We start from the raw sequence: 22,845 nt of genomic DNA on the forward strand, positions 1-22,845 counted from the left end.
GACGATGCCAGCGTCACAATCGGTGCGATGACGTGACGGATTGTAACAGGCAGGAACGACCATGGCCTTGAAGCTCGAACATGTCTGAGCCGCCGGGCCGTAGTGAACATATCCTCGTCGTGGATGACGATGCGCGCATTCGCCAGATGCTCATTCGCTACTTCGAGGATGAGGGCTACCGCGTCACGGCCGTCGCAGACGGCCAGGCCATGCGCGAATGCCTGGACAAGGCAGCGGTCGATATCATCTTGCTCGATCTCGTGCTTCCGGGCGGCGAAGATGGTCTCGGGCTCACCCGTGAAATCCGCTCACGGTCGGATATCCCGATCATCATGCTGACGGGGCGCGACGACGTGGTCGACCGGATCGTCGGGCTCGAAGTGGGGGCCGACGACTATATCGCCAAGCCATTCCACCTTCGGGAGGTGCTGGCGCGGCTCAGGACAGTACTGCGCCGTCGGCAGCCTGCGATAGCGTCGGTCAGCGGCGCCGACAGCGAGACCTTTCACTTCGACGGTTGGCGCCTGGACCTCGCACGCCGCCAGCTCGTGACGGCGGAAGGCGAGGAAATCATCCTCACGACCGGCGAGTTCGATATGCTGGCGGTGCTAGCAAAGCATCCGGGGCGCGTCTTCTCCCGTGACGTGCTGATGGATCTGACGCATGGGCGGACGCTGGAGGCCTTCGATCGGACGATCGACGCGCAGATCGCGCGGTTGCGGAAAAAGGTGGAGCGCGACCCCAAGCGACCATCATTGATCAAATCTGTTCGCGGCATCGGCTACGTTTTCACCGGCAAGCCCGATTCTCCGCGACTTTAGAGAGATCAGGCTTGGACAGCCCTTGGCGCATCGAGAAGTACCAGCACGCCGTGGTCGGACCGATTGATCTCCCCCTCGCGGAGATGACGGTTCCAATTGTCTTGGCCCAACGTCCAGATGCGGATCGCCTGGCAAGCCTCCCGCCGCGCCAGGACCCGCAGGTGATCGAGCAGTTCGCTCGCGACGCCGGCTTCGTCGGCCGCGCTGGTGACCACGAAGATCGAGACGTCCAGGATTCGGTCATGGGAGGGGTGCTTTCTCACGGCGTAGACACACACGCCCTGAACGTATCCGACGGGGTTCACCGCGACGACAATGTCATCCTGGGCGATCGCCAGGCGTTTCCGAGTCAGGGCGTCGAAGCAAAGGGCGCGCCATTCCTCAAGAGCGAGCCTGGGCGCGACCAGACCGACCAAGAGATAGGCCCGGTCGATCTCTTCGTCGGCTATTTGGCCGATCTTGTAGGTTGGCTGCATCGCGAGGCTCCTCCGACCTCGAGGTTAGGTTCGGCCAGTCGCCGGGCCATGATCTGGCTCAAGGCGCAGAATGGCTGCCGGCCGTCTAACCGTAGGCGGGTTCGGCCTTCTGCAAGGACGCCTCGACCGGCATGGTGAGATCCAGGACCATACGGCCCTCGACCTTGCCCGCCTTGAGCCTGGCGAAGATCGCGTTGATGTCCGAGAGCGGCGCCCTGGTGATCTCAGCCTTGACCTTACCCTCCGCGGCAAAGGCGATCGCTTCATCGAGGTCACGCCGGGTGCCGACGATCGATCCTCGCAGGGTGATCCGCTTCAGCACGACATCGAAGATCGGAGTGGGAAACTCCCCAGGCGGCAGTCCGACGAGGACAACCGTGCCTTTCCGGCGAACCATTCGCACAGCCTGGGAGAAGGCCGGCGGCGAAACCGCAGTCACCAGGATGCCGTGGGCTCCGCCGCCCGTCGCCTTCACCACCTGAGCCACCGCATCGGGCGAGCCCGCATCGATGACGATATCGGCTCCGCTCGTACGCGCCAGAGCAAGCTTGTCGGGCGCGATGTCGAGTGCGACCACCTTGAGGCCCATGGCCTTGGCGTACTGGATGGCGACGTGGCCGAGACCGCCGATACCCGAGATGGCCACCCATTCGCCCGGGCGTGCCTCGGTTTCCTTCAGCCCCTTGTAGGTGGTGACACCGGCACACAGGATCGGCGCCATCTGCGCGGCATCGACATTGGTGGGAAGGCGAGCCGCGAAGGCCGCCGAGGCGATGACATACTCGGCAAAACCGCCGTCGCAACTATAGCCGGTGTCGTGTTGATGCTCGCACAGCGTCTCCCAACCGGTCTCGCAGTATTCGCAGCGCAGGCAGGAATCGTGCAGCCAGGCGACGCCCACCGGGTCCCCTTCCTTGAAGTCGGTCACGCCTGGACCGAGCTGCGCAACCACTCCGACCACCTCATGGCCGGGAATGAAGGGCGGCACCGGCTTCACCGGCCAATCGCCTTCGGCCGCATGGAGGTCGGTATGGCAGACGCCGCAGGCCAGCACCTTGACGAGAAGTTCGCCAGGTCCGGGCACGGGCACCGGAACATCCTGAATCACCAGCGGCTCGCCGAACGCGTGCACCACCGCAGCCTTCATCGTCTTCGCCATGCCTGATCTCCTGTGTCGATCCGACAAGGCTAGACGCATTGGCCGGCTCGACCTTGAGCAAGATCAAAGCCGCAACATGCGCGGCATCTAGCATCTGGTGGCATGTTGGGTGCCGATCGCCGGCTTCGGCAGAAGGAGGACGTCATGTCCCGTCACGCTCTGGAACTCGTCCGTTCGAAGGGGAACATCCCCGCCCGCTATGGCAACTTCATCGGTGGCAAGTGGGTTGCACCGCTCGATGGCGAATACTTCACCGACTACAGCCCGATCAACGGACAGCGCCTGGTCGAGGCCGCCAAGTCGACAGCCAGGGATGTGGAAGCGGCACTCGATGCGGCCTACAGCGCCAAGGATGCCTGGGCGCTCATGTCGCCCGCCGAGCGCGCGCGGCTTCTCAACAAGGTCGCGGATCGGATGGAAGAGAACCTGGAATTGCTGGCGTTGGCCGAGACGCTCGACAACGGCAAACCGATCCGCGAGACGCGCGGCGCCGATGTTCCGCTCGCGATCGACCATTTCCGCTATTTCGCTGGCTGCATCCGCGCCGAGGAGGGCTCGATCTCGACGATCGACAGCGACACCATCGCCTATCACTTCAAGGAACCGCTGGGCGTCGTCGGGCAGATCATTCCCTGGAATTTTCCGCTGCTGATGGCGGCCTGGAAGATCGCCCCTGCCCTGGCCGCCGGCAATTGCACGGTGATCAAGCCGGCCTCCCATACACCGCTCACGCTCCTGATCCTCGCAGGCCTCACCGCCGACATCCTGCCGCCCGGCGTGCTCAACGTCGTCACCGGTCCCGGAGGCTCGGTCGGCCAGGCAATCGCTGCCAATTTGCGCATCTCCAAGGTCTCTTTCACCGGCGAGACCACGACCGGCAGACAGATCATGCGCTACGCAGCCGAGCACCTCATCCCGCAGACGATGGAGCTCGGGGGCAAATCGCCCAACATCTTCATGGCCGATGTGATGGATGCCGATGACGATTTCTTCGACAAGGCCCTCGAAGGCTTCGCCCTGTTCGCCTTCAACAAAGGAGAGGTCTGCACCTGCCCGTCTCGCGCGCTCGTGCAGGAATCGATCTACGACAAGTTCATGGAGCGTGCCGTTGCCCGCGTCGCCGCGATCAAGGTCGGCGACCCGCTCGACCCGACGACGCAGATGGGCGCCCAGGCATCGCAGGACCAGTTGACCAAGATACTGGGCTATATCGAGATCGGCCGGGAAGAAGGCGCGGAATGCCTGACCGGCGGCGAGCGAGCCCATCTCGGCGGCGATCTGGAAAAGGGCTATTTCCTGAAGCCGACTGTGTTCAGCGGCGACAACAGCATGCGCATTTTCCAGGAGGAGATCTTCGGCCCGGTCCTGTCGGTCACGACCTTCAAGACCGTGGAGGACGCGATCAGCTTTGGCAACGATACGCCATACGGGCTGGGCGCGGGCGTATGGTCGCGCAACGGCACGAACGCCTATCGCATCGGGCGCGGCATCCAGGCAGGGCGCGTCTGGACCAATTGCTACCACGCCTATCCGGCCCACGCCGCATTCGGGGGCTACAAGGCCTCGGGCTTTGGTCGCGAGAACCACAAGATGATGCTCGACCACTATCAGGAAACGAAGAATCTTCTGGTCAGCTACTCCACCAAGGCAGCAGGGCTGTTCTGACATCGGAGGCGGGGTCTGGACGCCGGGACATGCCGGGCAAGTAGGCGGTCACCTCCGTGGTCTTCGGGCCGCCGGGACCTGATCTGCCCCACGCCCGAAACGGTTCAGTGGGCGTCAAGGTAAGCCTCGAGAGAAAAACCCAATTGGGACAGGGCTTCTTCGAGATAGTCGCTAACCAGCGGAATCCCCGCGACATATCGAGGCGCCCGCGCCCGGCCGATGTCACGGGCGCTTGAACGCGCCTCATCCCATTCCGAGATCGCAAAGTCTCCGCGGCCGATCCAGATCAGTGCGATCAGATCAAGCAGTTCGTCCTCATTGAGATCTCGGATCGCCGAAGTGAGCTCATGCAGCGTGGTATCGGAAGAACGCTCCTCGAGTACATCGACACTGTTGTCGTCGCTCTCGTTGGAAGCCGTGTCCGGATCGGTCTCCTCGACCTTGCCGTCGAATTCCCGCGCCTTCAGCAGGATGGCAAAGGCGGCGTCAGGATTGAGGGTCAATTCCGGCATGACGCGATCCTCTCGAATTCATCAGGAGGCAAGTATCGGACGCGGGCGAGCCTGCGCCTTGATTGACGTCAATGAAAGCACAGCTCTTTCCCTTGGACAGGCCGATCAGCCGGCTCGGCCAGGCAGAACGGCGAACTGTCGCGTCGACGCGGGCGAATGGTCGCGGCGCGGCTTCGGACGCTTCAGTTCGACCATCCCGTCGTCTATGCCGCGCCGCGCGATGGTATTCCGAACGCGGGCGAGGTCGCCGGGGTACGGAAGCCTCCGCTCGATCTCGTTGCGGTGTGAAAGGGAGCACCGAGCCAGCCTGAACTCGCACGCGCCGCCGTGATTAGCGGAGGCGCGCGGTTCAATCCGGCGCAAGCGCCTTCCGCAGCCGACGGATGATCTGCTTGCGAGCCCGCTCGTCAGCTGCCCTGGCCACAGCCTCATCAATATCCAAGATGAGCTTGGAGAGATCGTTGTGCCAGTCGCGCCGACCAGCGCTGTCGGCCGCGATGCGCGCCGGCTCCTCATGGTCGACCTGGTGGGCGGCTTCTGCGGATAAGTCGAAGGCGCTGTCGAGCGTTGGCACCACGATGCGCGCTCCAGTGCCCGCGTCGATCAGCCGGCTTCGCAGGCCATCGATGGCCTCGCGTTCACCGTGGGTCAGGAAAATCGAGCCTGAGACCGGCTGACGCCCAGCCAGCCAGGCGGCGAGTTCGGGCCCGTCGGCATGGCCTGAATAGAGATCGACAGAGCGGATGCGTGCCCTGACCTGGACCTCTTCGCCCATCAGCCGGACGCGGGGGGCGCCATCGAGCAAGATCCGGCCGAGTGTCCCCTGCGCCTGGAAGCCGACGAGAAGCACCGTCGCTTGCTCACGCCAGAGCCAGTCCTTGAGGTGATGGCGAATCCGGCCAGCTTCGCACATTCCGCTCGCCGCCATCACGATATGGAAGCCTCGGATACGAGCGATGGCTTTGCTCTGCTCCACCGATTCCGTGAACCTGACCTGAGGGGAGCGCAAGGCGTCGCGCAACTCCTCGCCGCGCTCGATGTCGCCCGAGTGCTTCTCGAATACCGCGCTCGCCCTGGTCGCGAGTGGCGAGTCGACGAAAATCGGTGCGCTCGGAATATCGCCGGATTTCATCAGGTGAACGAGGTCGACGAGCAGTTCCTGGGTTCGCTCCACGGCGAAGGACGGAATAAGGAGCACACCGGACGCTTTCACCGCGGCCTGGACCTCCGAACGCAGGACCTGGAGCCGCCGCTCAAATGAGGCGTCTGGGCGATCGACATCCCCGTACGTCGCTTCGCAGACGACATAGTCGAGACCATGCGGCGCGGCGGGGTCCGACTGCAGGAGCTTGTGGTTGGGGCCGATATCGCCGGAGAAGAGCAGCCGCAACGGCCGATCGCCCTGTCTCTCAATCTCGAGCTCGATCGAGGCCGAGCCCAGCAGGTGCCCGGCATTCCAGTACCGTGCGCGAATGCCCTTGGCGACTGGAGCCCAGGTTCCAAAAGGCATGGGCCGGAACTGCGTGAGGGTCGCCAGCGCTTGCTCCGCGTCATAGATGGCCTGGACCATCGGCAGGCCGCGCCGGGCATTGCGCCGGTTGAGCTGTTCGACTTCCATCTCCTGGATATGCCCGGAATCCGGCAGCATTACCGAACAGAGATCGATCGTCGCAGCGGTCGCGAAGATTGGCCCGACGAAGCCGTCTTTCGCGAGCTTCGGCAACAGCCCGCTGTGATCGATATGAGCATGCGTCAGCAGGACCGCGTCAACCGATGCGGGAGCGAAGGGAAAGGGCCGGTAGTTCAGCTCCTTCTCCGTCTTTGAACCCTGGAACAGGCCGCAATCGACGAGGATGCTGGCCTCGCTCGTCTGGAGGGCGAAACAGGACCCTGTGACCGCCTGGGCCGCACCGTGGAAGCGCAAACGAATCTCGCCTTTCGCGAGAGCTTCCGATTTCGGCATGATGAATAGCTCCGCAGGTCTTCATAGGCAGCTTAACAATCCGCGCGGACTGAGCTTTGAGCGAGATCAACGCCCCATACGCCTCACTGCCAGGGCCGGGTGATGACCTCGCCAATCCCTGATGATGATTTGGATCAAAGGATGGCCGCAAACTATCTGCGATCTTTCCAAGATGAACGATCTGCCAACACCGATTGCGGAGAACAGCGCCCTGGCTGCCAAGTTGCGGGAGTATGCCGATTTGTTGACGGCTCAGGGCGCCGATCATTTTCGCATTCAGGCCTATCGCGCGGCGGCCGATGTCGTCGAAGACCAATCCCGGCCCATCAGCGAGATCATAAAGGTCGAGGGACGAGACGGTCTGACCAGACTGCCTGCAATCGGGGCAGGTATCGCCAGCGCCCTCGCCGAGCTGGCCGCGACCGGTCGGTGGTCGCAGCTTGCGCGGTTGCGGGGAGAACTCGAGCCCGAAATTCTCTTCCGTTCCGTTCCCGGGATCGGTCCCAAGCTTGCCGACCGGATTGTCCGCGAGCTGCACATCGACACGCTGGAGGCGCTGGAACTTGCCGCTCACGATGGCAGTCTTGAAGCGATCGAAGGTTTTGGGACCAGACGTACGCAGATGGTGCGAACGGCCCTGAACGAAAGACTGGGGCGCTCCCGCCTGCAGCGAGGCGGTTCGCGCGAAACATTGCCGCCGCTGGAACTCCTGCTCGACGTCGACAGAGAATACCGTGAGCGTGCCAAGGCCGGAACACTCCGCACGATCACGCCGAAGCGCTTCAACCCGCAGGGCGAAGCCTGGCTGCCGGTCCTTCACACCAAGCGGGACGACTGGTCGTTTACGGCGCTGTATTCCAATAGCCCGCTCGCGCATGAACTGGGCCGGACGCACGACTGGGTGATTATTTATTATCATTCTTCGGCTGGGCCGGAAGGCCAATGCACCGTCGTCACGGCGATGAAAGGACCTCTGGAAGGCCAAAGGATCGTGCGCGGGCGTGAGAACGAGCATGAGGCGTTGGCACCACAGGCTGTCCGATCCGCAGAGCTGGCCGTCATATGACCGCTCGAAAGCGCCTTGCCGAACAGCCATGACCGTCGGTGCCGCCGCTTCTTGCCATCGCTGGACGACAACTTGCCTGCACATGACGAGCTGCGGATCGTCGCGTCGCGCAGGGCGCCGCGACATCTGAATTTCGCAAGGGTGGTCGGCGATGAACCAGGCGATCGACGCTGCTGCAGAGCAAACGGCAAGAGGCGAACCGCTGGCCTTCTGGACTGTGAGCAACGACGAGAGCCTGCGCAAGCTCGCCGCCCGACCGGAGGGGTTGACCTCAGCGGAGGCCCGCGAGCGACAGGACCATTACGGCCCGAACCGCGCGGTCGTGGGCCTTCACCGCAGTCTCATTGCAAAGCTCGCCAAGCGGCTCTCCGAGCCACTGATCGCCATCCTGCTCATTGCGGCGGGCATCTCAGGCGCCACGGGAGATTGGCAGAGCTTCGTCATCATCCTGATCATCGTCTTCTTCTCGATCGGGCTAGATCTCGCTCAGGAGCAGAAGGCCGAGAATGCCGTCGAGGCGCTGAAACGTTCAGTGGCCGTGACAGCTTCCGTGCGCCGGAACGGCAAGGTCCAGGAGTTGGCGGTCAGGGACATCGTGCCAGGCGATGTCGTGGAACTACGCGCCGGTGACCTGGTGCCAGCCGACGGCATCGTGCTGTCGGGCCACGGCGCGCTCGCCAATGAGGCCATCCTGACCGGCGAACCCTACCCGGTCGAGAAGCGGCCGGGTCCAGCCTCCGGCTCTTCTCCCTCCGACGCCTTCAACGCTCTGTTCGGCGGCACAAGCATGGTCGGTGGCGAAGCGCTCATGCTGGTCGTTGCCACCGGCGCGGCGACCCGCTTCGGCGCCATCTCGGCCTCGGTGCTGGCCAAGGAACCGCCGACCGCCTTCGAGCGCGGCGTCCATGCGCTCGGCATGCTGATCCTGCGGCTGACCGGCTTCCTCGTCCTCTTCGTCCTCCTGACCCAGCTCATCCATCACGGCCTGTCGCTGGAGAGCTTCCTGTTCGCGGTGGCGCTGGCGGTCGGCCTGACTCCCGAGCTCTTGCCTATGGTCATGACGGTCACTCTTGCGCGCGGCGCGGTGCGCATGGCGGCCAGCAAGGTCGTGGTGAAGCGTCTCTCGGCCATCCATGACCTCGGCGCCATGGATGTGCTCTGTACCGACAAGACCGGCACGCTGACCGAGGCGAAGATCGTCCATATCGGCAGCTTCGGAGCCGATGGCCGCGACAGCGCGCGTGCTGCCCAATTCATCCGCCTCAACAGCCGGTTTGCCAGCGGCATGCGCAGCAATCTCGACGATGCAATCCTGGCCGGGGCACCGGCGGCCGATGAGGACGGTTGGGCGCATATCGACGACCTGCCCTTCGACTTCGAACGGCGTCGCGCCTCGGTCCTGGTCTCGCGCGACGGGGAGCGCGCGCTCGTCACCAAGGGGGCGCCGGAGGCAGTGCTGAGCCTGTGCACGCATCTCGAGGGCCCCGACGGCGCTGTCGCCGTGCTCGATGAGACGCAACGCGTCCGGATCGCAGCGCTACTGGACGACAAGGGTCGGCAGGGCTTCCGCCTGCTCGCGGTCGCAAGGCGGAGGATGCGGGCCGACTGCCGACAGGTCGGCCTCTCCGATGAAGCCCATCTCGTCTTCATCGGCTGCGCGGTCTTCCTCGATCCGCCCAAGGCGTCGGCGACAGAGGCGGTGGCCCGGCTCGTCAAGGCCGGCATACGCGTCAAGATCATCTCGGGCGACGCCGCGCCTGTCGTTCGGCATCTGGTGGAGACGCTCGGCCTTCCGACCCGCGGCCTGATGACAGGCGAGGACATTTCTCATCTCTCCGACGCAGCGCTCGCGGCGCGCGTAGGCAAGACCGACCTCTTCGTGCGTGTCTCACCCGACCAGAAGAGCCGGATCGTGAGGGCGCTGCGGCGGCGCGGTCATACGGTCGGCTTCATCGGCGACGGCATCAACGACGCACCCGCGATCCACGCAGCCGATGTCGGCTTGTCAGTAGAGGGCGGCACCGACGTCGCCCGCGAGGCCGCCGACATCATCCTGCTCGCCCCCGATCTGGGAGTTCTCGCCATCGGGGTGGCGGAGGGCCGGCGTACCTATGCCAACATCATGAAATACGTCCGCATGGGCACGAGTTCCAATTTCGGCAACATGCTGTCGATGGCGCTCGCCTCGCTGGTGCTGCCCTTCCTGCCGTTGGCGCCGCTGCAGATCCTGCTCAACAACCTGCTCTACGATCTTTCCGAAATCGGCATTCCCTTTGACAGCGCCGATGAGGAGACGCTTGCGACACCGCAAATCTGGGACATGAAATCGGTGCTGCGCTTCACTCTTGTGATGGGACCGCTCTCGTCTCTCTTCGATATCGCGACCTTCGTTCTGCTGCGCTGGGGGTTCGGCGCTGATGTCGCCGTGTTCCGGACAGCCTGGTTCGTCGAATCGATCGCGACCCAGATCCTCGTGATCTTCATCATCCGGACAGCCAGGCCGCTCTGGACGAGTCGTCCCCATCCCGTGCTCGTGACGACATCGCTCGGCGCGCTTGCCGTCGCGCTTATCCTGGCCTTGACGCCACTCGGTGGCTTCATCGGTTTCGCCGCATTGCCGCTACCGATCCTCGCCGCGATCACCGGCATCAGCCTGAGCTATCTCGCGGCGGCCGAGATCCTGAAGCGCTTCGCGATGAGGTCGAGATCCCATGCGCCCGCTGCCCTGCTCGCTCACGCGCGCGCTATCGAACATGCCTCAGCGACGCAGCATCTCGAGCACACTGGCAAGCGCCCGATAACATGACGTGTTGGAAAGCCCGCAATCGCCGGGGTCGATTCCGCCACAGAGCACCAGGCGTTTATTGTACGCATACCCCAGCTCGAACGAGGCCTCGCAGAGCCATGCGCCGGCTTTCAAGGTGAAAGCGGCAGTGGCTGCGATCAGTCGCCGGCAGTCTCGGCCAAGCCGATCGCCGCCTCGAGTTTGGGCAGGAACCCCCAGATTCTCCGATTGAGCCGATAGAGTTCGTCGACCGATGCCGAGATATGCACGATGCGAGCCTCGTCGACAGGCAAGCGCGCACCGAAACGAAGTTCGCCGCTGCGCTCCTCCAGCTTCATGGCCTGGGTATGCGTGATTTCACCGTTTTCGCTCAAGATGAAAGTGGCGTGATTGATCTCGTTCCGCAGACGCGTGCTCGCCGAGAACGCCTTGACGATGCCGTCGAGTTCGCGCCGTAGCGCCTTGTCGGAGAGCCTGATCCTGGCGAGCCGATCGACCAGGTCGAGGCGCGCCCGCGTCGTGTTCAGCGTGGCGAAGACAATCGCGGCGGCTGCCTCGTCGGTGTCGAGCAGCAGCATGATAACGTAGATGAACAGGCTCTCATTGTTCGACCATGCAAAATTAAGGTCGCCCATCAGCGCCAGCAATGCGAGCCTGCGGCCACCGGGATTGTGGGAAGCACGCTCGAGTATCTCGAAATCCGGCGCCTGTGGGAGGGGGGCGCGCTTCCCCGATCTGCCGATCTTCATGGTCTCGCCTGCCAATCTGGTGCCCGAGGGAGGGCCCGCGATGTTCGACCTGTTTAAAGCATGGCAGGCCAAGCGCGCAGTCTATTCTGTACTGGCCCCCTTCATGCGCCTCGCCATGCCCGAGGCGCCACCGAACGCCTGGCTTGCGCCGCATGTCATCGGATTTCTCGCAACCCTGGTCACATGCCTCGCCGAACGCCATTCGGGCGAGCTGCGCTCCCATGCGATGGCGTCGATACAGGCATCGGTGCTCAGACGCCTCACCGGCATCGGAGAGGAGTTGATCGGCGAGCGGATCACCCTGCTTAGCAGCCTTGGCGATCCGTCATTCGAAGCCGGTTGCGCCGGAGCGCTTGCCTTCCTGGCCGCGCGCGAGGCCGCTCTCCGCGGCTCCACAGCGGAGCTGGCCGACGATCGCGACGATGCCCGCCTTGCAGAACTCTGGCGCGAGCATGTGCAGCAGTTCCTGCGCCCCGACCTCCAGCGCTGACATCGCCGCGCAGCGATAGATCTCCGCAGGAGATGCAGCCGCGGCGCTTTGGGCGGAACGCGCTGGGTCGGCTTAAGTCAATATCTTCTTAAAATGGGTTCAAATTCGTCCGGTTGACCAGGAACCTGGTCGCGACCAGTATTTGCCATGGAAGTGGCAGTTATTCAACAGCTGCAGCGTCCATGTAGCGTAACACGCGTAGTATACCGGCCTCGCGCTGGCGTTCAATACGCCGTGCAACAGCAGAAGCTCGTCTAAGTCGTACTCGGCCGAGCGACGAGGAGTTCAGGCAATGTAAGGGTATCTTTAACGCCAGCCTTGCTGGCGGCAGCCGAATTTTGTCCAGCGTCGAGCGGCCAGAGCGGCACAAAAACAATCTTTCATAGCTCAATCGACATTCGCCTCAAGATTGCCGCAGCACAGAAGCGATGCGTGATCGAAACGGCGAGTTGTCTCCTAACTATCGTTAAGGAGAACGTCATGCCATCCCCCAACAACAACCATTACCAGGACCCGACCCAGGGCCAGCTTCAGGGTCAGGGCGAACTGCAGGGTCAGCTCCAGGCAGAACTTCAGGGCCAGGGCCAGGGCCAGGCAGAACTTCAGGGCCAAGGTCAGGGCCAGGGCCAGGGCCAGGGTCAGAATTCCCATCAGGGCCAGGGTCAGGGTCAGGGCCAGGCGCAGTACGCAGCTCAGGCCGTCGATACCTCCGTCTGGAACACCGCGTCCAATGAGAATGGCAACGCAAATGGCAATCTCAACGGCAACGGCAATCTGAACGGCAACGGCAACCTGAACCTGAACGACAACGTCAACCACAACGACGTCCAGAACCATGTCGAGAACACCGTCGACACGGCCGTGAACGTCTGCGTGAATGTGGATCTCGGGATTGATGCCTCGCTGTTCGTGCCGTCGGATAACGACGTCATCGATATCGACAGCATCAGTGGGATTTCCCAATCGATCATCATGCCGGACGTCGTGACCCAGGCGGTGACCACGGGCAACACGTTCAACCTCGATCAGGTCAGCAACCTGACCGACAATGACAGCCTGTCGGGCGCCTCTGTCTCGTTCAGCAGCGGCAGCGTCGATGGGGGATGGTGTGGCGTCAACCCCGATGCCGCCGGCGACTTCTCGATGACCGCGACGGCGAGCGGTGGCTCCGCGGCCTCGACGCTTGGGGACATCACCGGAGACCACGCGACCCAGACCGGGATCGGTGCGGCTACGGCGAGCGCCACGCTCAGCCAGGAAGCGTTCACCCAGCACATTGCGATGGGCGCCAACATCCAGTTCAACTCGCTGGATATCCACGTCGCGCATGACATCAGCGACTCAATGTCGGGCTGAGCGCCACTCCACACGGATCCGCGCGGGTTCTGCCCGCGCGGATTTCACTGTCGGAGTCCGTGGCCCCTTCCCCCGGATCGCGATCACCGTCTCATCAATCGGCTCGACGCCTGGGCGCCGTTCGATCGGGATTTGCAATCATGAACACCGGCGGCATTTCTGAAACCATCTGGCATTTTGCCGGCTATCTTCGAATTCCAGAGACGACGCTGACGGGCGATGTCCTCTACGATGGCGACCATGCTCGGCTCCGGCCCGATGACGACCCGGCCGTTTTTATCGACCCGCTCCGCCAGCCGCAGTTCGACGATCTCGCCTCCCAGCGCCAACCTTTCCTGGAACCAGTCTTTCCCGAACCGGCGCTGCATGCCGCAAAGCTCGGCAGCCCCAGCCTTGTCCGGCCATCTGCTGTCGCGGCGCCCGCTCTGCGCTCGTCCCAGCCCCAGCAGTCCGACGACGCTTTCGATTCCTCGGATCACGCCTCCCTGATCTATGGCAAGCGATTGATCACGGTTCAATATCAGGATGGCGGCACGGAGACCTTGCTCTCCGCACATCAGGTCAATCACATCGACGACCGCGATATCCTGACCTCCGATGCTATCCGCTATCCCAATGGCGACCTCGTCGTGCCGCCGGAAGCCCATACGGGGCAGGCCTTTGCGCACATGGTCAAGGAGGCCTATGCGGCAACGCCCGCCTCGATGCCGCTTGAAGCCGTCGGCAACACGCAATCCCTGATCGAGACGATAGCCGGGCGCGACCAGGCCTGGTCGCAGGATGGGCACCTCCCCGGCGAGGCGAGCTCGTCGCAGGCGCCGACCGGTCGCATCGTGGACGGCCATGTCAGCGACGCTCCTCTGCCGGAGCCGCCCATGACGCAGATCGCGCCCTGGCGCGAAGCCGCGACGCCCGAAGTCCATGAGATCACCGCGTCCATTACGGCACTGGGCCCGACACAAGGCATCGGCACGATCGCGGAAACCGGGCTGAACACGCAAATCAACCAAGCCGGCATCCTCGACGTCAACGAAGCGACCGGGTCGCTGATGATCGGCGGCAACTACTATTTCAGCCGCGGGATCGTGCAGGTCAACGTTCTCACCGACAACGACCATGTCGATATCGCCACCGACAACCAGGCGCTTCCCTCGGTCTTGACGCATGGCAACGAGGTTCACAACGTCGCCGAATTCGTGAGCCACGACATGACCGCTTTCTATCATGGCGCGGCAGCAACGCCTTTGTGGAACGTGGACGTCCTGCAAGGCAATTTCTACGACGTCAAGACAGTCGTGCAGTTCAACGGCCTCGACGACAGCGACAGGACGGTACAGGCCGCGGCCGGAACCTACTACGAGGCGGATACCGGCGGAAATCTGCAGAACAACTTCGCGCAGATCACCAATCTCGATTCCTACGACATCATCATCGTCGCTGGCGACTACCATCGCGCGGACTGGATCTACCAGTACAATATCGTGCTGGACTCCGATGTCGCGAAACTGTTCCTCTCGCACGACGCCTCCGGCGGTGTGACGGATGTCAGCGCCGGCTTCAACCGGCTCACCAATTCGGCCGACATCACCACCTATGACAGCGCCGGCTTCACCGACATGAACGGGGCTCAGCATGACCTGCTGAACGCCTTGTCGTCGCACGCCACGGTGCTCACGCCGAACCCGGACTGGAAGCTGGCGGGCAATTCGTCCGGAACGCTGAAGGTCCTCTACGTGTCCGGCGACTATTACGACGTCAACGTCATCTCTCAGGTCAACATGATGATCGACGTCGATCAGTCGATCCAGGCGAGCGCCACCTCCGGCTCGCGCCAGGGCGTCGCGTCGGGCGGCAATTACGCTGTGAACGATGCCCAGATCATCGATCCTGGAACCCTCTCGACATCCAAATATCTGGGCGGGCAAGCCTATGAAGACAGTATCCTGATCCAGACCAACCTGATCACCGACCACGACACCGTGACGATCCATGACACGAGTACGCTGGTACCCGAGCTCGTGGCCTTCGCGCATGACGCGGAGGTCGCCGCCGCAACGGACAACCCGTTCTGCAAGCCGGTGGACACCGCCCATCACGACATTCTGATCTAGGGGCGCAGGCCGAGAAAGCCTGCGGGGAAGACTTCATGAGCGACGAAGCCAGCACGGCACCGGTTCTCGATATCGGCCTCCCGAAAGCCGTGAGGCTGGGCGAGGTCCCACCAGCTGCGAGCGCCAACGCCAATGAGCCGCCCGAAGCCCTGCCCGGCCGCACGACCGGCGAATCGCCGCCAGCCCCGTCGGGCCAGCGCACCAGCATCCGGCCCAAGGTTCCATCGGTCGAAACCTCCCCTCCGGCAGCGCCAAGTCCTGGTGGGCCGGGCGGCGGCGGCAAGGGTCCCGGCGGCTCCGGCGGCGGACCGGGTCGGCGCTCCCCGATTGAGCAGCGTCTCGGAGACCGAGAGTTCAAGCAGGTCCTCGGCAAGGGCCTGTCCGATGCCCGGCACAATCTCGTCATCGTCGGGCTGTTCTCGATCGTCGTGAACACGCTTGTCCTGGCCGTCCCGATCTACCTGTTCCAGATGTCGGACCGGGTGCTGACCAGCCGAAGCACCGATACGTTGGCAATGCTGTCGATCATCGTGATGGTCGCAATCGCCGCGCATGTGCTGCTCGACATGATGCGCCGTTTCATCCTGATGCGGGTGGCTGTGGATGTCGAAAGCCGGCTCGGCGCTCCCGTATTGGCAGCTGCGGCAAAGGCGGCGCAGTCTGGCAGCGGACGCGAGTTCCAGGTCCTGGCCGATCTCCAGCAGATCCGCAGCTTCCTCACCGGCCCGGTCATTCTGACCATGCTCGATGCGCCGACCGCGCCGATCTACCTGCTGGCGGTCTATTTGATCCATCCGAATCTGGGCTACATCGTCACCGTCGCCGCTGTCGTCCTGTTCCTGATCGCCTATGCGAACCAGCAGGTCACAGCGTTGCCCTTTGCCAGAGCCAGCGCCTTCTCGACACGGGCCAACATGCAGGCCGAGGCGATGTCGCGGAATGCCCAGGTCATCAACGCCATGGGCATGATCCCCGAAAGCGTCCTGATCTGGGGGCGGGAAACGGCGGAGTCGCTCAAGGCTCAGGTCAGCGCCCAGGATCGCAACAACATGATGACCGCCCTGTCGAAGTTCTTTCGGCTGGGCACACAGATCGCGATGCTGGGCTGGGGAGCCTGGCTCTCGCTCGAAGGATCCTTGACAGGCGGCATGGTCATCGCCTCCTCGGTCGTCGCAGGGCGGGCGCTGGCGCCGCTCGAAGGAACCATCGAGGGCTGGCGCAGCTTCATCCACGCAAAGGCCGCCTATTCGCGCGTGCAGGCGCTCCTTCAGAATTCACCGCTCAACCTCGATCGCCTCCGCCTGCCGAGCCCGAAGGGCCGGCTCGATGTCGAGCGCATCCTCTACGTGCCGCCGCCGAACAAGAAGGTCATCCTCAACGGCATCAGCTTCAGCCTCGATGCCGGCGAGTCGCTCGCCATTGTGGGGGCGTCGGGCTGCGGCAAGTCGACCATCGCCAAGATGCTCGTCGGCTCGATCTCGCCGACGGCGGGCAATGTCCGCCTGGACCTGATGGACCTGCGCAACTGGGACCCTCGCCAATTCGGCGAAAGCGTCGGCTACCTGCCGCAGGACGTCCAGCTGTTTCCTGCCTCGATCAAGGCCAATATTGCCCGGATGCGTGAAGACGGAGACGATGCCGATGTCTTCGAAGCAGCGGAAATCGCCGATATCCACGAAATGGTGTCGCAGTTCGCGCAAGGCTACGAGACCCAGATCGGCATGGACGGCAGCCCGCTCTCAGGCGGCCAGAAGCAGCGGATCGGCCTTGCCCGCGCCTTCTACGGCAATCCCAGACTGGTCGTGCTGGACGAGCCGAATTCCAATCTCGACGTGCTCGGCGAACGGGCGCTGGCGCGCTCTTTCGAGCGCGCGAAAAAGAAGGGCATGACGGTCGTCGCCGTCACGCAGAGGCCAGCGCTCCTGCGCAGCGTCGACAAGATCATGATGATCAGGGACGGCGCGGTCCTCGCCCTGGGCGCGCGCGACGAGATCCTGCCGATGATCACGGGCCAGTCGAGCATCGAGGGCGGGCAGCCGCAGCCGGCATGACATTCAATCGCCTGTAATCCGGAAAGGTCGGCCATGACCCCCCAGCTCATCATTCAGCCCTGGTATTCAGACGTGCCGCGCAACCCGCGGCTGGCGAAGGTCGCGGGTATGGCGATCATGCTCAGCACCATCATGGGCTTCGGCGTCTGGGGTAATACCGCGCCGATCGCAGGCGCCGTGATCGCCACGGGCATTTTCGTCACCACAGGTCAGAACAAGACCATCCAGCACCTCGAGGGCGGCGTGATCCGCGACATCGTGGTTCGTGAGGGCGATATCGTTCAACCCGGCCAGTTGCTGGTGCAGCTCGACGATGTCTCGGCACGTGCGGAACTACGGCGACTGCAACTCAGGCTCGTCAGGGCCGAGACGATCGAGGCCCGGTTGAGCGCCGAGGCCGCCGGGCTGGCGCAATGGAACCTGCCCGACCGTCTCCTCGCTCACCGCGGCGACCCCGACATCGACGTCCTGTTGCGGACGCAGATGGCGGCATTCGCCGCGCGTCGCAACAACATGAAGAGCGAGGTCGCCACGCATCAGAGGGCGATCGACGGGCTGAACGAGAAGATCACCGGCAGCCGCACCCAGCTCGCCGCCGTGCAGCGCCAGTCGGTGCTGATCAAAGAGGAGCTGTCGGGCAAGATCGCCTTGCTGGAACGCGGGTATGTCCGCAAGCCGGAAATTCTGGCCCTGCAGCGCAACGCCGCCAATCTGGAGGGAGAGGCAGGGCGCATCGCGGGCGATATCGGCGACGCAAAGGAGCGCATCGCCCGTGAGGTCGAGCTGATTGACGGCGTGCACAAGCAGGCGATCAAGACGGCCTCCGATCAGTTGCAGGACATCGGTGCCGAACTCAACGACGTCAGGGAGCGCATGCGGACCGCCAAGGGCATCCTCGACCGCGCCCGGATCGTGGCCCCCGTCAAAGGGACCGTGGTGAAGCTGCGCTACCACACCTCCGGAGGGGTGATCGAGGCCGGCAAGAACATCATGGACATCGTCTCACTGCAGGAGGAGGTCATCATCGAGGCGCGGGTCAGGCCGCAGGACATCGACAAGATCAAGCACAGCCAGAACGCGGTGGTGCGCCTCAACGGCCTGAACCAGCGCACGACGCCGATGGTGGATGGTCGCGTCATCTATATCTCGGCCGACGCCCTGCCGGACGAAAAGCAGAGGGGGATGCCCAACGGCACGGATCTCTACGTCGTCAGGGTCCGGCTGGAGGGGGCCAGCGTCGCCCGTATCCACGGCTTCGAACCGACGCCCGGCATGCCGGCGGAAGTCTACATCAAGACATCGGAGCGCACATTCTTCGAGTACTTGATGCAACCGCTCAAGGACAGCATGTCGCGGGCCTTCCGCGAAACATAGGAGCGGCGATGGCGGCGAAGATGCCGCCACAGTTCCTCAAACCTGGATGGGCCGATGTGATCCGTGCAGAAGCGCGCGAGAGGGATCAGCATCGCCAGGCTGGGCACGTTCACCATACGGGGCGTATTTTCGCATGGCGCGCCTGCGACCCCTTGCACAATGGCCTCGCTCACATCGGGAATAGCGCGAAGGTCAACAGCCCGCAGCCGAGCGCCGCTCCCGTCACCAGCAGGAGCCGCGCTGAAAACACCAATGGCCCTGCGATCATCGCATAGCCGACCCTGGCAACCGCATTGACCGCCATCGCGACGAGGATCGCGACCCCGGCGGCGCGCGGGCCACCGAGCGCCTCGACATTTCGCGCCGCGGTAAGGGCTGCGACATCGACATCGATGAGGCCCACGAGACCGGAAGAGAGAAACAGCCCCTGCTGGCCGACCAGGCTGGCCAACCATCCGACCAGCAACAGGACCAGCGTCAGCGTGACGGCGAAGGCGAGCAAAGGCTGCAAGTCGAGCGGGTTGGCGAGGGGCGATGCCTTGCCGTCGAGCTCCTGCCCGGAGGAGCGGAGCAAGAACAGTGAAGCCGCACCGAACGCCGCCGCAGCGGCCAAAGCAGCCGGACCGGCATGGGCCAGAACAGCCGGAGCAACGGCAGCCACGAGCACCAGGACCCGCAGGATAGAAATCATGCCGGCGATGGCTGCAGCTCCGGCGAGCCTGACTGGCACCTGCCCTTCTCGGGCCTGGCGCGCGAGCGCAACCGTCACAGCGGTCGAAGACACCAGCGCCCCCGCCGCACTGGTGACAAGCAAACCCCGGGTCGTGCCCAACAGGCGGACAGCGACGTAGCCGAGATACGAAATCGCCCCCGCTAAAACGGTAAAAGTCCAGACTTCGCGCGGATTGACGCTGGCGAACGGATCGATCGTCCTGTTCGGGAGAATCGGCAGAACGATCACCGACATCGCCAGCAAGAGCAGGGCCGATCGCAATTCGGGCCAGGTCAGACGCGTAAGCGCCCCATGGAGGAAGTCGCGACCGGCCAGGAGACCCGCCGCAGCGACGCCGGCCGCCGCCGCCGTTTGAGGAGAGCCAACCACGCAATAGGCGCCCAGGGTAAAGACGAGCAGAGCCGCGACGACCGAAGTGACGCTGAAATCATTGTCTTCATCGGCTTCGCGGACCTTGAACCAGGCGAAGACGCTCGTGAACGCGATCAGCAATGCGATGAAGACCAAAGGCGCGGCCATGTCCCTGGCGACAGCCGCGCTGACGGCCCCCAGCAACCCCGCCAGCGCAAAGGTCCGAATTCCGGCCGTTCGGCTGCCAGGCGGCCCGTCGCGGTCGCGCCAGCCACGTTCGATCCCGATCACGAGACCGATCGCAAGCGCAACGCCGAACCTGAAATAGATGTCCTCCATCATCGTCACGGCGATCCTCTGCCTGGTGCCCATGAGACTGTGCCGCAAAGGCGCTTGAGCCGCATCAAATCCTCATCCTGCAGCGGCGCATGAGGTGCGAAGCGTGCCGCATGCCGGCGACGCTTGACCGAATGAGGTTCACAGCCATGTCGACCCATCCGGTTCGCCTCCCTCACATGAGCTGGCTCATAGTCTTCGACGGAGCCAAGGCGCTCATCCTGCGCAACACGGGCAAGGAACAGTCGCCACAGCTTGAACTGGTCGAAGCGATGCAGCATCGCTCGCCGCCCTCGCATGAACTCGGGCGAACTCGTCCGGGGCGCGTGCGCCAGTCACATGGGCCAGCTCGCAGCGCCGTCGAGGAGCCGGATCTGCATCTTGCCGAGGAACTGTCCTTTGTGAAGGACGTCTCCGCGATGGTCGAAAAGTCCGTCCGTGGACAAGCCGCCCTGAACCTCGTGCTGGCCGCGCCACCGAAGCTGCTGGGAGAACTCAGGCGCTGCCTGACGCCGCCCGTGCAAGCCCTCATCGTGGCCGAGATCGGCAAGGATCTGACGAAGCTGCCTATCCCGGAGATCGAGCGGCATTTCGGCGCGTGAGATTCGGGCCGTGAGACGAAGAGAGGAGCGCGGGAGGATCACACCAGGCGCGCCCCTCCCGCGGAAATGTCAGGCCGCCTTGATAGCGATCTTGCGGTTGCTCTTTTGCGAGTCCGCCGTTTTGGGGAGCTTGATCGTCAGCACCCCCTTCTCGAAAAGCGCCTCGACCTTATCAGCATCCACGCCATCAGGCAGCTGGAAGGAGCGCAGGAACGCGCCGTAATGCCGTTCGCTGAGATGATAATCGGCTTCGCGCCGTTCGTTCTCATCCTTCTTCTCGCCCTTGATCGTCAACACCCCGTTCGAGAGCTTCACCTCGATATCGGAAGGGTCGATTCCTGGCAGCTCGGCTGTGACTTTGTAGTTCTTGTCGCGCTCCGTGACGTCGATCGCAGGGTTCAACCCCCAACTCACATCGCGCGGCCATGCGCCATGGAATAGCGAAGTCCGGCTGAAGGGGAGCTGGACTGCGCCTGCGCCGAAGCGCTCGAACAAACGTTCGACCTCGTGAAGCAAACGGTCGACCGGCGCCCAGGCTCCGGTAGAGGATGTTTCCGCTGCCGGATGCTGTTCCGAGCGCACGGGAAGTTTGGTCGCGGCTTCAGCCATGATGCTTCTCCTGTTTCGCAACATTTCGAGTTCGCCCGGCCCACGGGCCGAAAAGCCAAGTCAATTCGACACGCGAATAGTCGGACCTCGATGAACGACCGCCGCCGGCAAGACCCCCGGTCATCACGCCGTTTTCCGATGTCGCATTCAATCACGGGCGTGGCGCCGCACCTTGACACCGATCAATGACGGTTGCCCGGGCGCTGCCATTCTGTGGGTACGGTGGGTTTCGGTTCTGCTTGTGCAACCGGACGACCGTCGAGAGCCGCAATACGGCTCGCCCACGGACACGGGTCCGATGTCCCTATCCTGGAGAACAGACATGACTGACAAACAGTTGCGACTGACGATCATCGACGAACTCGATTTCGAGCCGAGCGTCGAGGCCGCACATATCGGTGTCGCGGTGGAAAACGGCGTGGTGACGCTGTCCGGACACGTCCGGAGCTACGCCGAGAAGATCGCTGCCGAAAAAGCCGTCCGCCGCGTCAAGGGCGTACGCGCCATCGCGGAAGAGATCGAAGTGCGCTATCCGCACGACAAGAAGACCAGCGACACAGAAATCGCCCAGCGCGCGCTCAGCATCATCGCCTGGGATGTCACGGTGCCTGACGCCGTGAAGGTCAAGGTCGAGAAGGGCTGGGTGCAGCTGTCGGGCACCGTCGATTGGCAGTACCAGCGGCAGGCAGCGGAGAATGCGATCCGAAAGCTGTCGGGCGTCGTCGGCGTCAGCAATCTGATCGAGCTGAAGCCTCGCGCGAGCGCCTCTGACGTGAAGAAGGCGATCGAGGATGCGCTCAAGCGCAACGCCGAGCTCGAGGCGAGCACGATCCGGGTTACGGTCGGCAACGACAACCGCGTCACGCTCGATGGCAAGGTCCATGCCTGGTATGAGCGCGGCGTTGCGGAACGCGCGGCATGGTCTGCTCCCGGCGTCAAAGCCGTCGAAGACCATCTCATGGTGGCCTGACGATCCCGTGGCCGGCGAGCTCTCACCCCCTCGCCGGCCGCTCCCAGTTCCCGGTCGCTTTGTCCGGACGATCCATCCGTCGCCAGAACTGATCTAAATCAACTGACATAAAGACTTGCTTGGAAGTCTTCATGGTTCGGAACGCCCAGTTTGCGCTCGACGAGCGCCGTACACTGGCCCGCCCGGTTCGCGAAAGGGAGCCTGATCTACAACGAAGGCGATCCGTCCGACAGTCTCTACCGCGTCATCGACGGCTGCGTCAGACTGCAGGTCAATAGCGAGAATGGATCGCGGCAGATCGTGAGCTTTCGTATTCCAGCAGATGTCTTCGGCCTGTGCCCCGAGTTCCAGAACACCGCCGCAGAAGCAGCGACCGCAGTACAGCTGATGCGGTACTCCTTGAAATCCGTCCTGGAAAAAGCGTCCTCGTCACCGGCCATCATGACGGAGTTGATGGGCGAGCCGACGAAGGCCTATCAGGCGTTCGCGCACCATATCGAAAAGCGCGTGCACTGCCCGGCGCAGGCGCGCGTGACATGGTTCTACCAGTGGCTGCGCGAGCGCAACGTGGCGAACGGAAACGAAGCCGCCGACGGCGTACCGATGAGCTAGCGGGATATCGCCGACCATCTCGGCACGACGCCCAAGACCTTGTCGCGCTGTCTG

Annotated in this window: 19 protein-coding genes; 12 read left to right on the forward strand and 7 right to left on the reverse strand. The window is 63.5% G+C overall.

The features are described from left to right. Window positions 1-80 precede the first annotated feature (80 nt). Complete coding sequence (locus CYD53_RS24465) at window positions 81-821, forward strand: response regulator (RefSeq protein WP_103720705.1); 741 nt, start codon at window positions 81-83, stop codon at window positions 819-821. Between the two features lie 5 nt (window positions 822-826). Here CYD53_RS24465 and CYD53_RS24470 read toward each other — a convergent pair whose 3' ends face one another. Continuing rightward, on the reverse strand, window positions 827-1,297 hold the full coding sequence (locus CYD53_RS24470) for a hypothetical protein (protein ID WP_103720706.1): 471 nt from the start codon (window positions 1,295-1,297) through the stop codon (window positions 827-829). 85 nt (window positions 1,298-1,382) lie between these two features. Then, complete coding sequence (adhP, locus tag CYD53_RS24475) at window positions 1,383-2,456, reverse strand: alcohol dehydrogenase AdhP (RefSeq protein ID WP_103720707.1); 1,074 nt, start codon at window positions 2,454-2,456, stop codon at window positions 1,383-1,385. A gap of 144 nt (window positions 2,457-2,600) precedes the next feature. Between adhP and CYD53_RS24480 the strand changes: the two genes are divergently transcribed. Further along, window positions 2,601-4,121: an aldehyde dehydrogenase family protein gene (locus tag CYD53_RS24480; RefSeq protein WP_103720763.1), complete on the forward strand. Its 1,521-nt coding sequence runs from the start codon at window positions 2,601-2,603 to the stop codon at window positions 4,119-4,121. 104 nt (window positions 4,122-4,225) lie between these two features. Here the strand turns inward: CYD53_RS24480 and CYD53_RS24485 are convergent, their stop codons facing one another. Both CYD53_RS24485 and CYD53_RS24490 read right to left on the reverse strand, forming a co-directional pair. Further along, a complete protein-coding gene (locus CYD53_RS24485; RefSeq protein WP_103720708.1) occupies window positions 4,226-4,633 on the reverse strand; it encodes a DUF3775 domain-containing protein in 408 nt (135 codons plus the stop codon). Between the two features lie 349 nt (window positions 4,634-4,982). Then, window positions 4,983-6,596 carry an MBL fold metallo-hydrolase RNA specificity domain-containing protein gene (locus tag CYD53_RS24490; RefSeq protein ID WP_103720709.1) on the reverse strand — a complete coding sequence of 538 codons (1,614 nt, stop codon included), beginning with the start codon at window positions 6,594-6,596 and terminating at the stop codon, window positions 4,983-4,985. Between the two features lie 172 nt (window positions 6,597-6,768). On the opposite strand from CYD53_RS24490, the gene CYD53_RS24495 reads away from it, so the two are divergent. Further along, window positions 6,769-7,662 carry a helix-hairpin-helix domain-containing protein gene (locus CYD53_RS24495; protein WP_103720764.1) on the forward strand — a complete coding sequence of 298 codons (894 nt, stop codon included), beginning with the start codon at window positions 6,769-6,771 and terminating at the stop codon, window positions 7,660-7,662. A 151-nt stretch (window positions 7,663-7,813) separates the two neighbouring features. Then, entirely contained in the window at window positions 7,814-10,468 is a 2,655-nt protein-coding gene (gene mgtA, locus CYD53_RS24500) for a magnesium-translocating P-type ATPase (protein WP_103720710.1), read from the forward strand. A gap of 137 nt (window positions 10,469-10,605) precedes the next feature. On the opposite strand, the gene CYD53_RS24505 is transcribed toward mgtA, so the two are convergent. Continuing rightward, window positions 10,606-11,196, reverse strand: a complete 591-nt coding sequence (locus tag CYD53_RS24505; protein ID WP_103720711.1) for a hypothetical protein — start codon at window positions 11,194-11,196, stop codon at window positions 10,606-10,608. Between the two features lie 40 nt (window positions 11,197-11,236). Between CYD53_RS24505 and CYD53_RS24510 the strand changes: the two genes are divergently transcribed. The 5 genes from CYD53_RS24510 to CYD53_RS24530 all read left to right on the forward strand — a co-directional run bounded on the left by CYD53_RS24510 (window position 11,237) and on the right by CYD53_RS24530 (window position 18,578). Further along, the gene (locus CYD53_RS24510; RefSeq protein WP_146056002.1) at window positions 11,237-11,686 is read left to right on the forward strand and encodes a hypothetical protein; all 450 of its coding nucleotides are present in this window, start codon (window positions 11,237-11,239) and stop codon (window positions 11,684-11,686) included. Window positions 11,687-12,166: 480 nt separating this feature from the next. Beyond that, entirely contained in the window at window positions 12,167-13,042 is an 876-nt protein-coding gene (locus CYD53_RS30425) for a hypothetical protein (RefSeq protein ID WP_181012010.1), read from the forward strand. A gap of 140 nt (window positions 13,043-13,182) precedes the next feature. Then, the gene (locus CYD53_RS24520; protein ID WP_103720713.1) at window positions 13,183-15,153 is read left to right on the forward strand and encodes a hypothetical protein; all 1,971 of its coding nucleotides are present in this window, start codon (window positions 13,183-13,185) and stop codon (window positions 15,151-15,153) included. A 35-nt stretch (window positions 15,154-15,188) separates the two neighbouring features. After that, complete coding sequence (locus tag CYD53_RS24525; RefSeq protein WP_103720714.1) at window positions 15,189-17,204, forward strand: type I secretion system permease/ATPase; 2,016 nt, start codon at window positions 15,189-15,191, stop codon at window positions 17,202-17,204. A 33-nt stretch (window positions 17,205-17,237) separates the two neighbouring features. Continuing rightward, window positions 17,238-18,578 carry an HlyD family type I secretion periplasmic adaptor subunit gene (locus CYD53_RS24530; protein WP_245928412.1) on the forward strand — a complete coding sequence of 447 codons (1,341 nt, stop codon included), beginning with the start codon at window positions 17,238-17,240 and terminating at the stop codon, window positions 18,576-18,578. Window positions 18,579-18,747: 169 nt separating this feature from the next. Here CYD53_RS24530 and CYD53_RS24535 read toward each other — a convergent pair whose 3' ends face one another. Then, window positions 18,748-20,034, reverse strand: coding sequence for an MgtC/SapB family protein (locus CYD53_RS24535; protein WP_245928413.1), 1,287 nt, complete (start codon window positions 20,032-20,034; stop codon window positions 18,748-18,750). A 113-nt stretch (window positions 20,035-20,147) separates the two neighbouring features. Between CYD53_RS24535 and CYD53_RS24540 the strand changes: the two genes are divergently transcribed. After that, window positions 20,148-20,600, forward strand: coding sequence for a host attachment protein (locus tag CYD53_RS24540; RefSeq protein WP_103720715.1), 453 nt, complete (start codon window positions 20,148-20,150; stop codon window positions 20,598-20,600). 69 nt (window positions 20,601-20,669) lie between these two features. On the opposite strand, the gene CYD53_RS24545 is transcribed toward CYD53_RS24540, so the two are convergent. After that, a complete protein-coding gene (locus CYD53_RS24545) occupies window positions 20,670-21,209 on the reverse strand; it encodes an Hsp20/alpha crystallin family protein (protein WP_103720716.1) in 540 nt (179 codons plus the stop codon). Between the two features lie 322 nt (window positions 21,210-21,531). Between CYD53_RS24545 and CYD53_RS24550 the strand changes: the two genes are divergently transcribed. Then, entirely contained in the window at window positions 21,532-22,179 is a 648-nt protein-coding gene (locus tag CYD53_RS24550; protein WP_103720717.1) for a BON domain-containing protein, read from the forward strand. A gap of 150 nt (window positions 22,180-22,329) precedes the next feature. After that, entirely contained in the window at window positions 22,330-22,791 is a 462-nt protein-coding gene (locus CYD53_RS24555) for a Crp/Fnr family transcriptional regulator (RefSeq protein ID WP_103720718.1), read from the forward strand. Window positions 22,792-22,845: the final 54 nt, after the last annotated feature.

The organism is Allobosea psychrotolerans (assembly GCF_002917105.1).
Classification (GTDB): domain Bacteria; phylum Pseudomonadota; class Alphaproteobacteria; order Rhizobiales; family Beijerinckiaceae; genus Allobosea; species Allobosea psychrotolerans.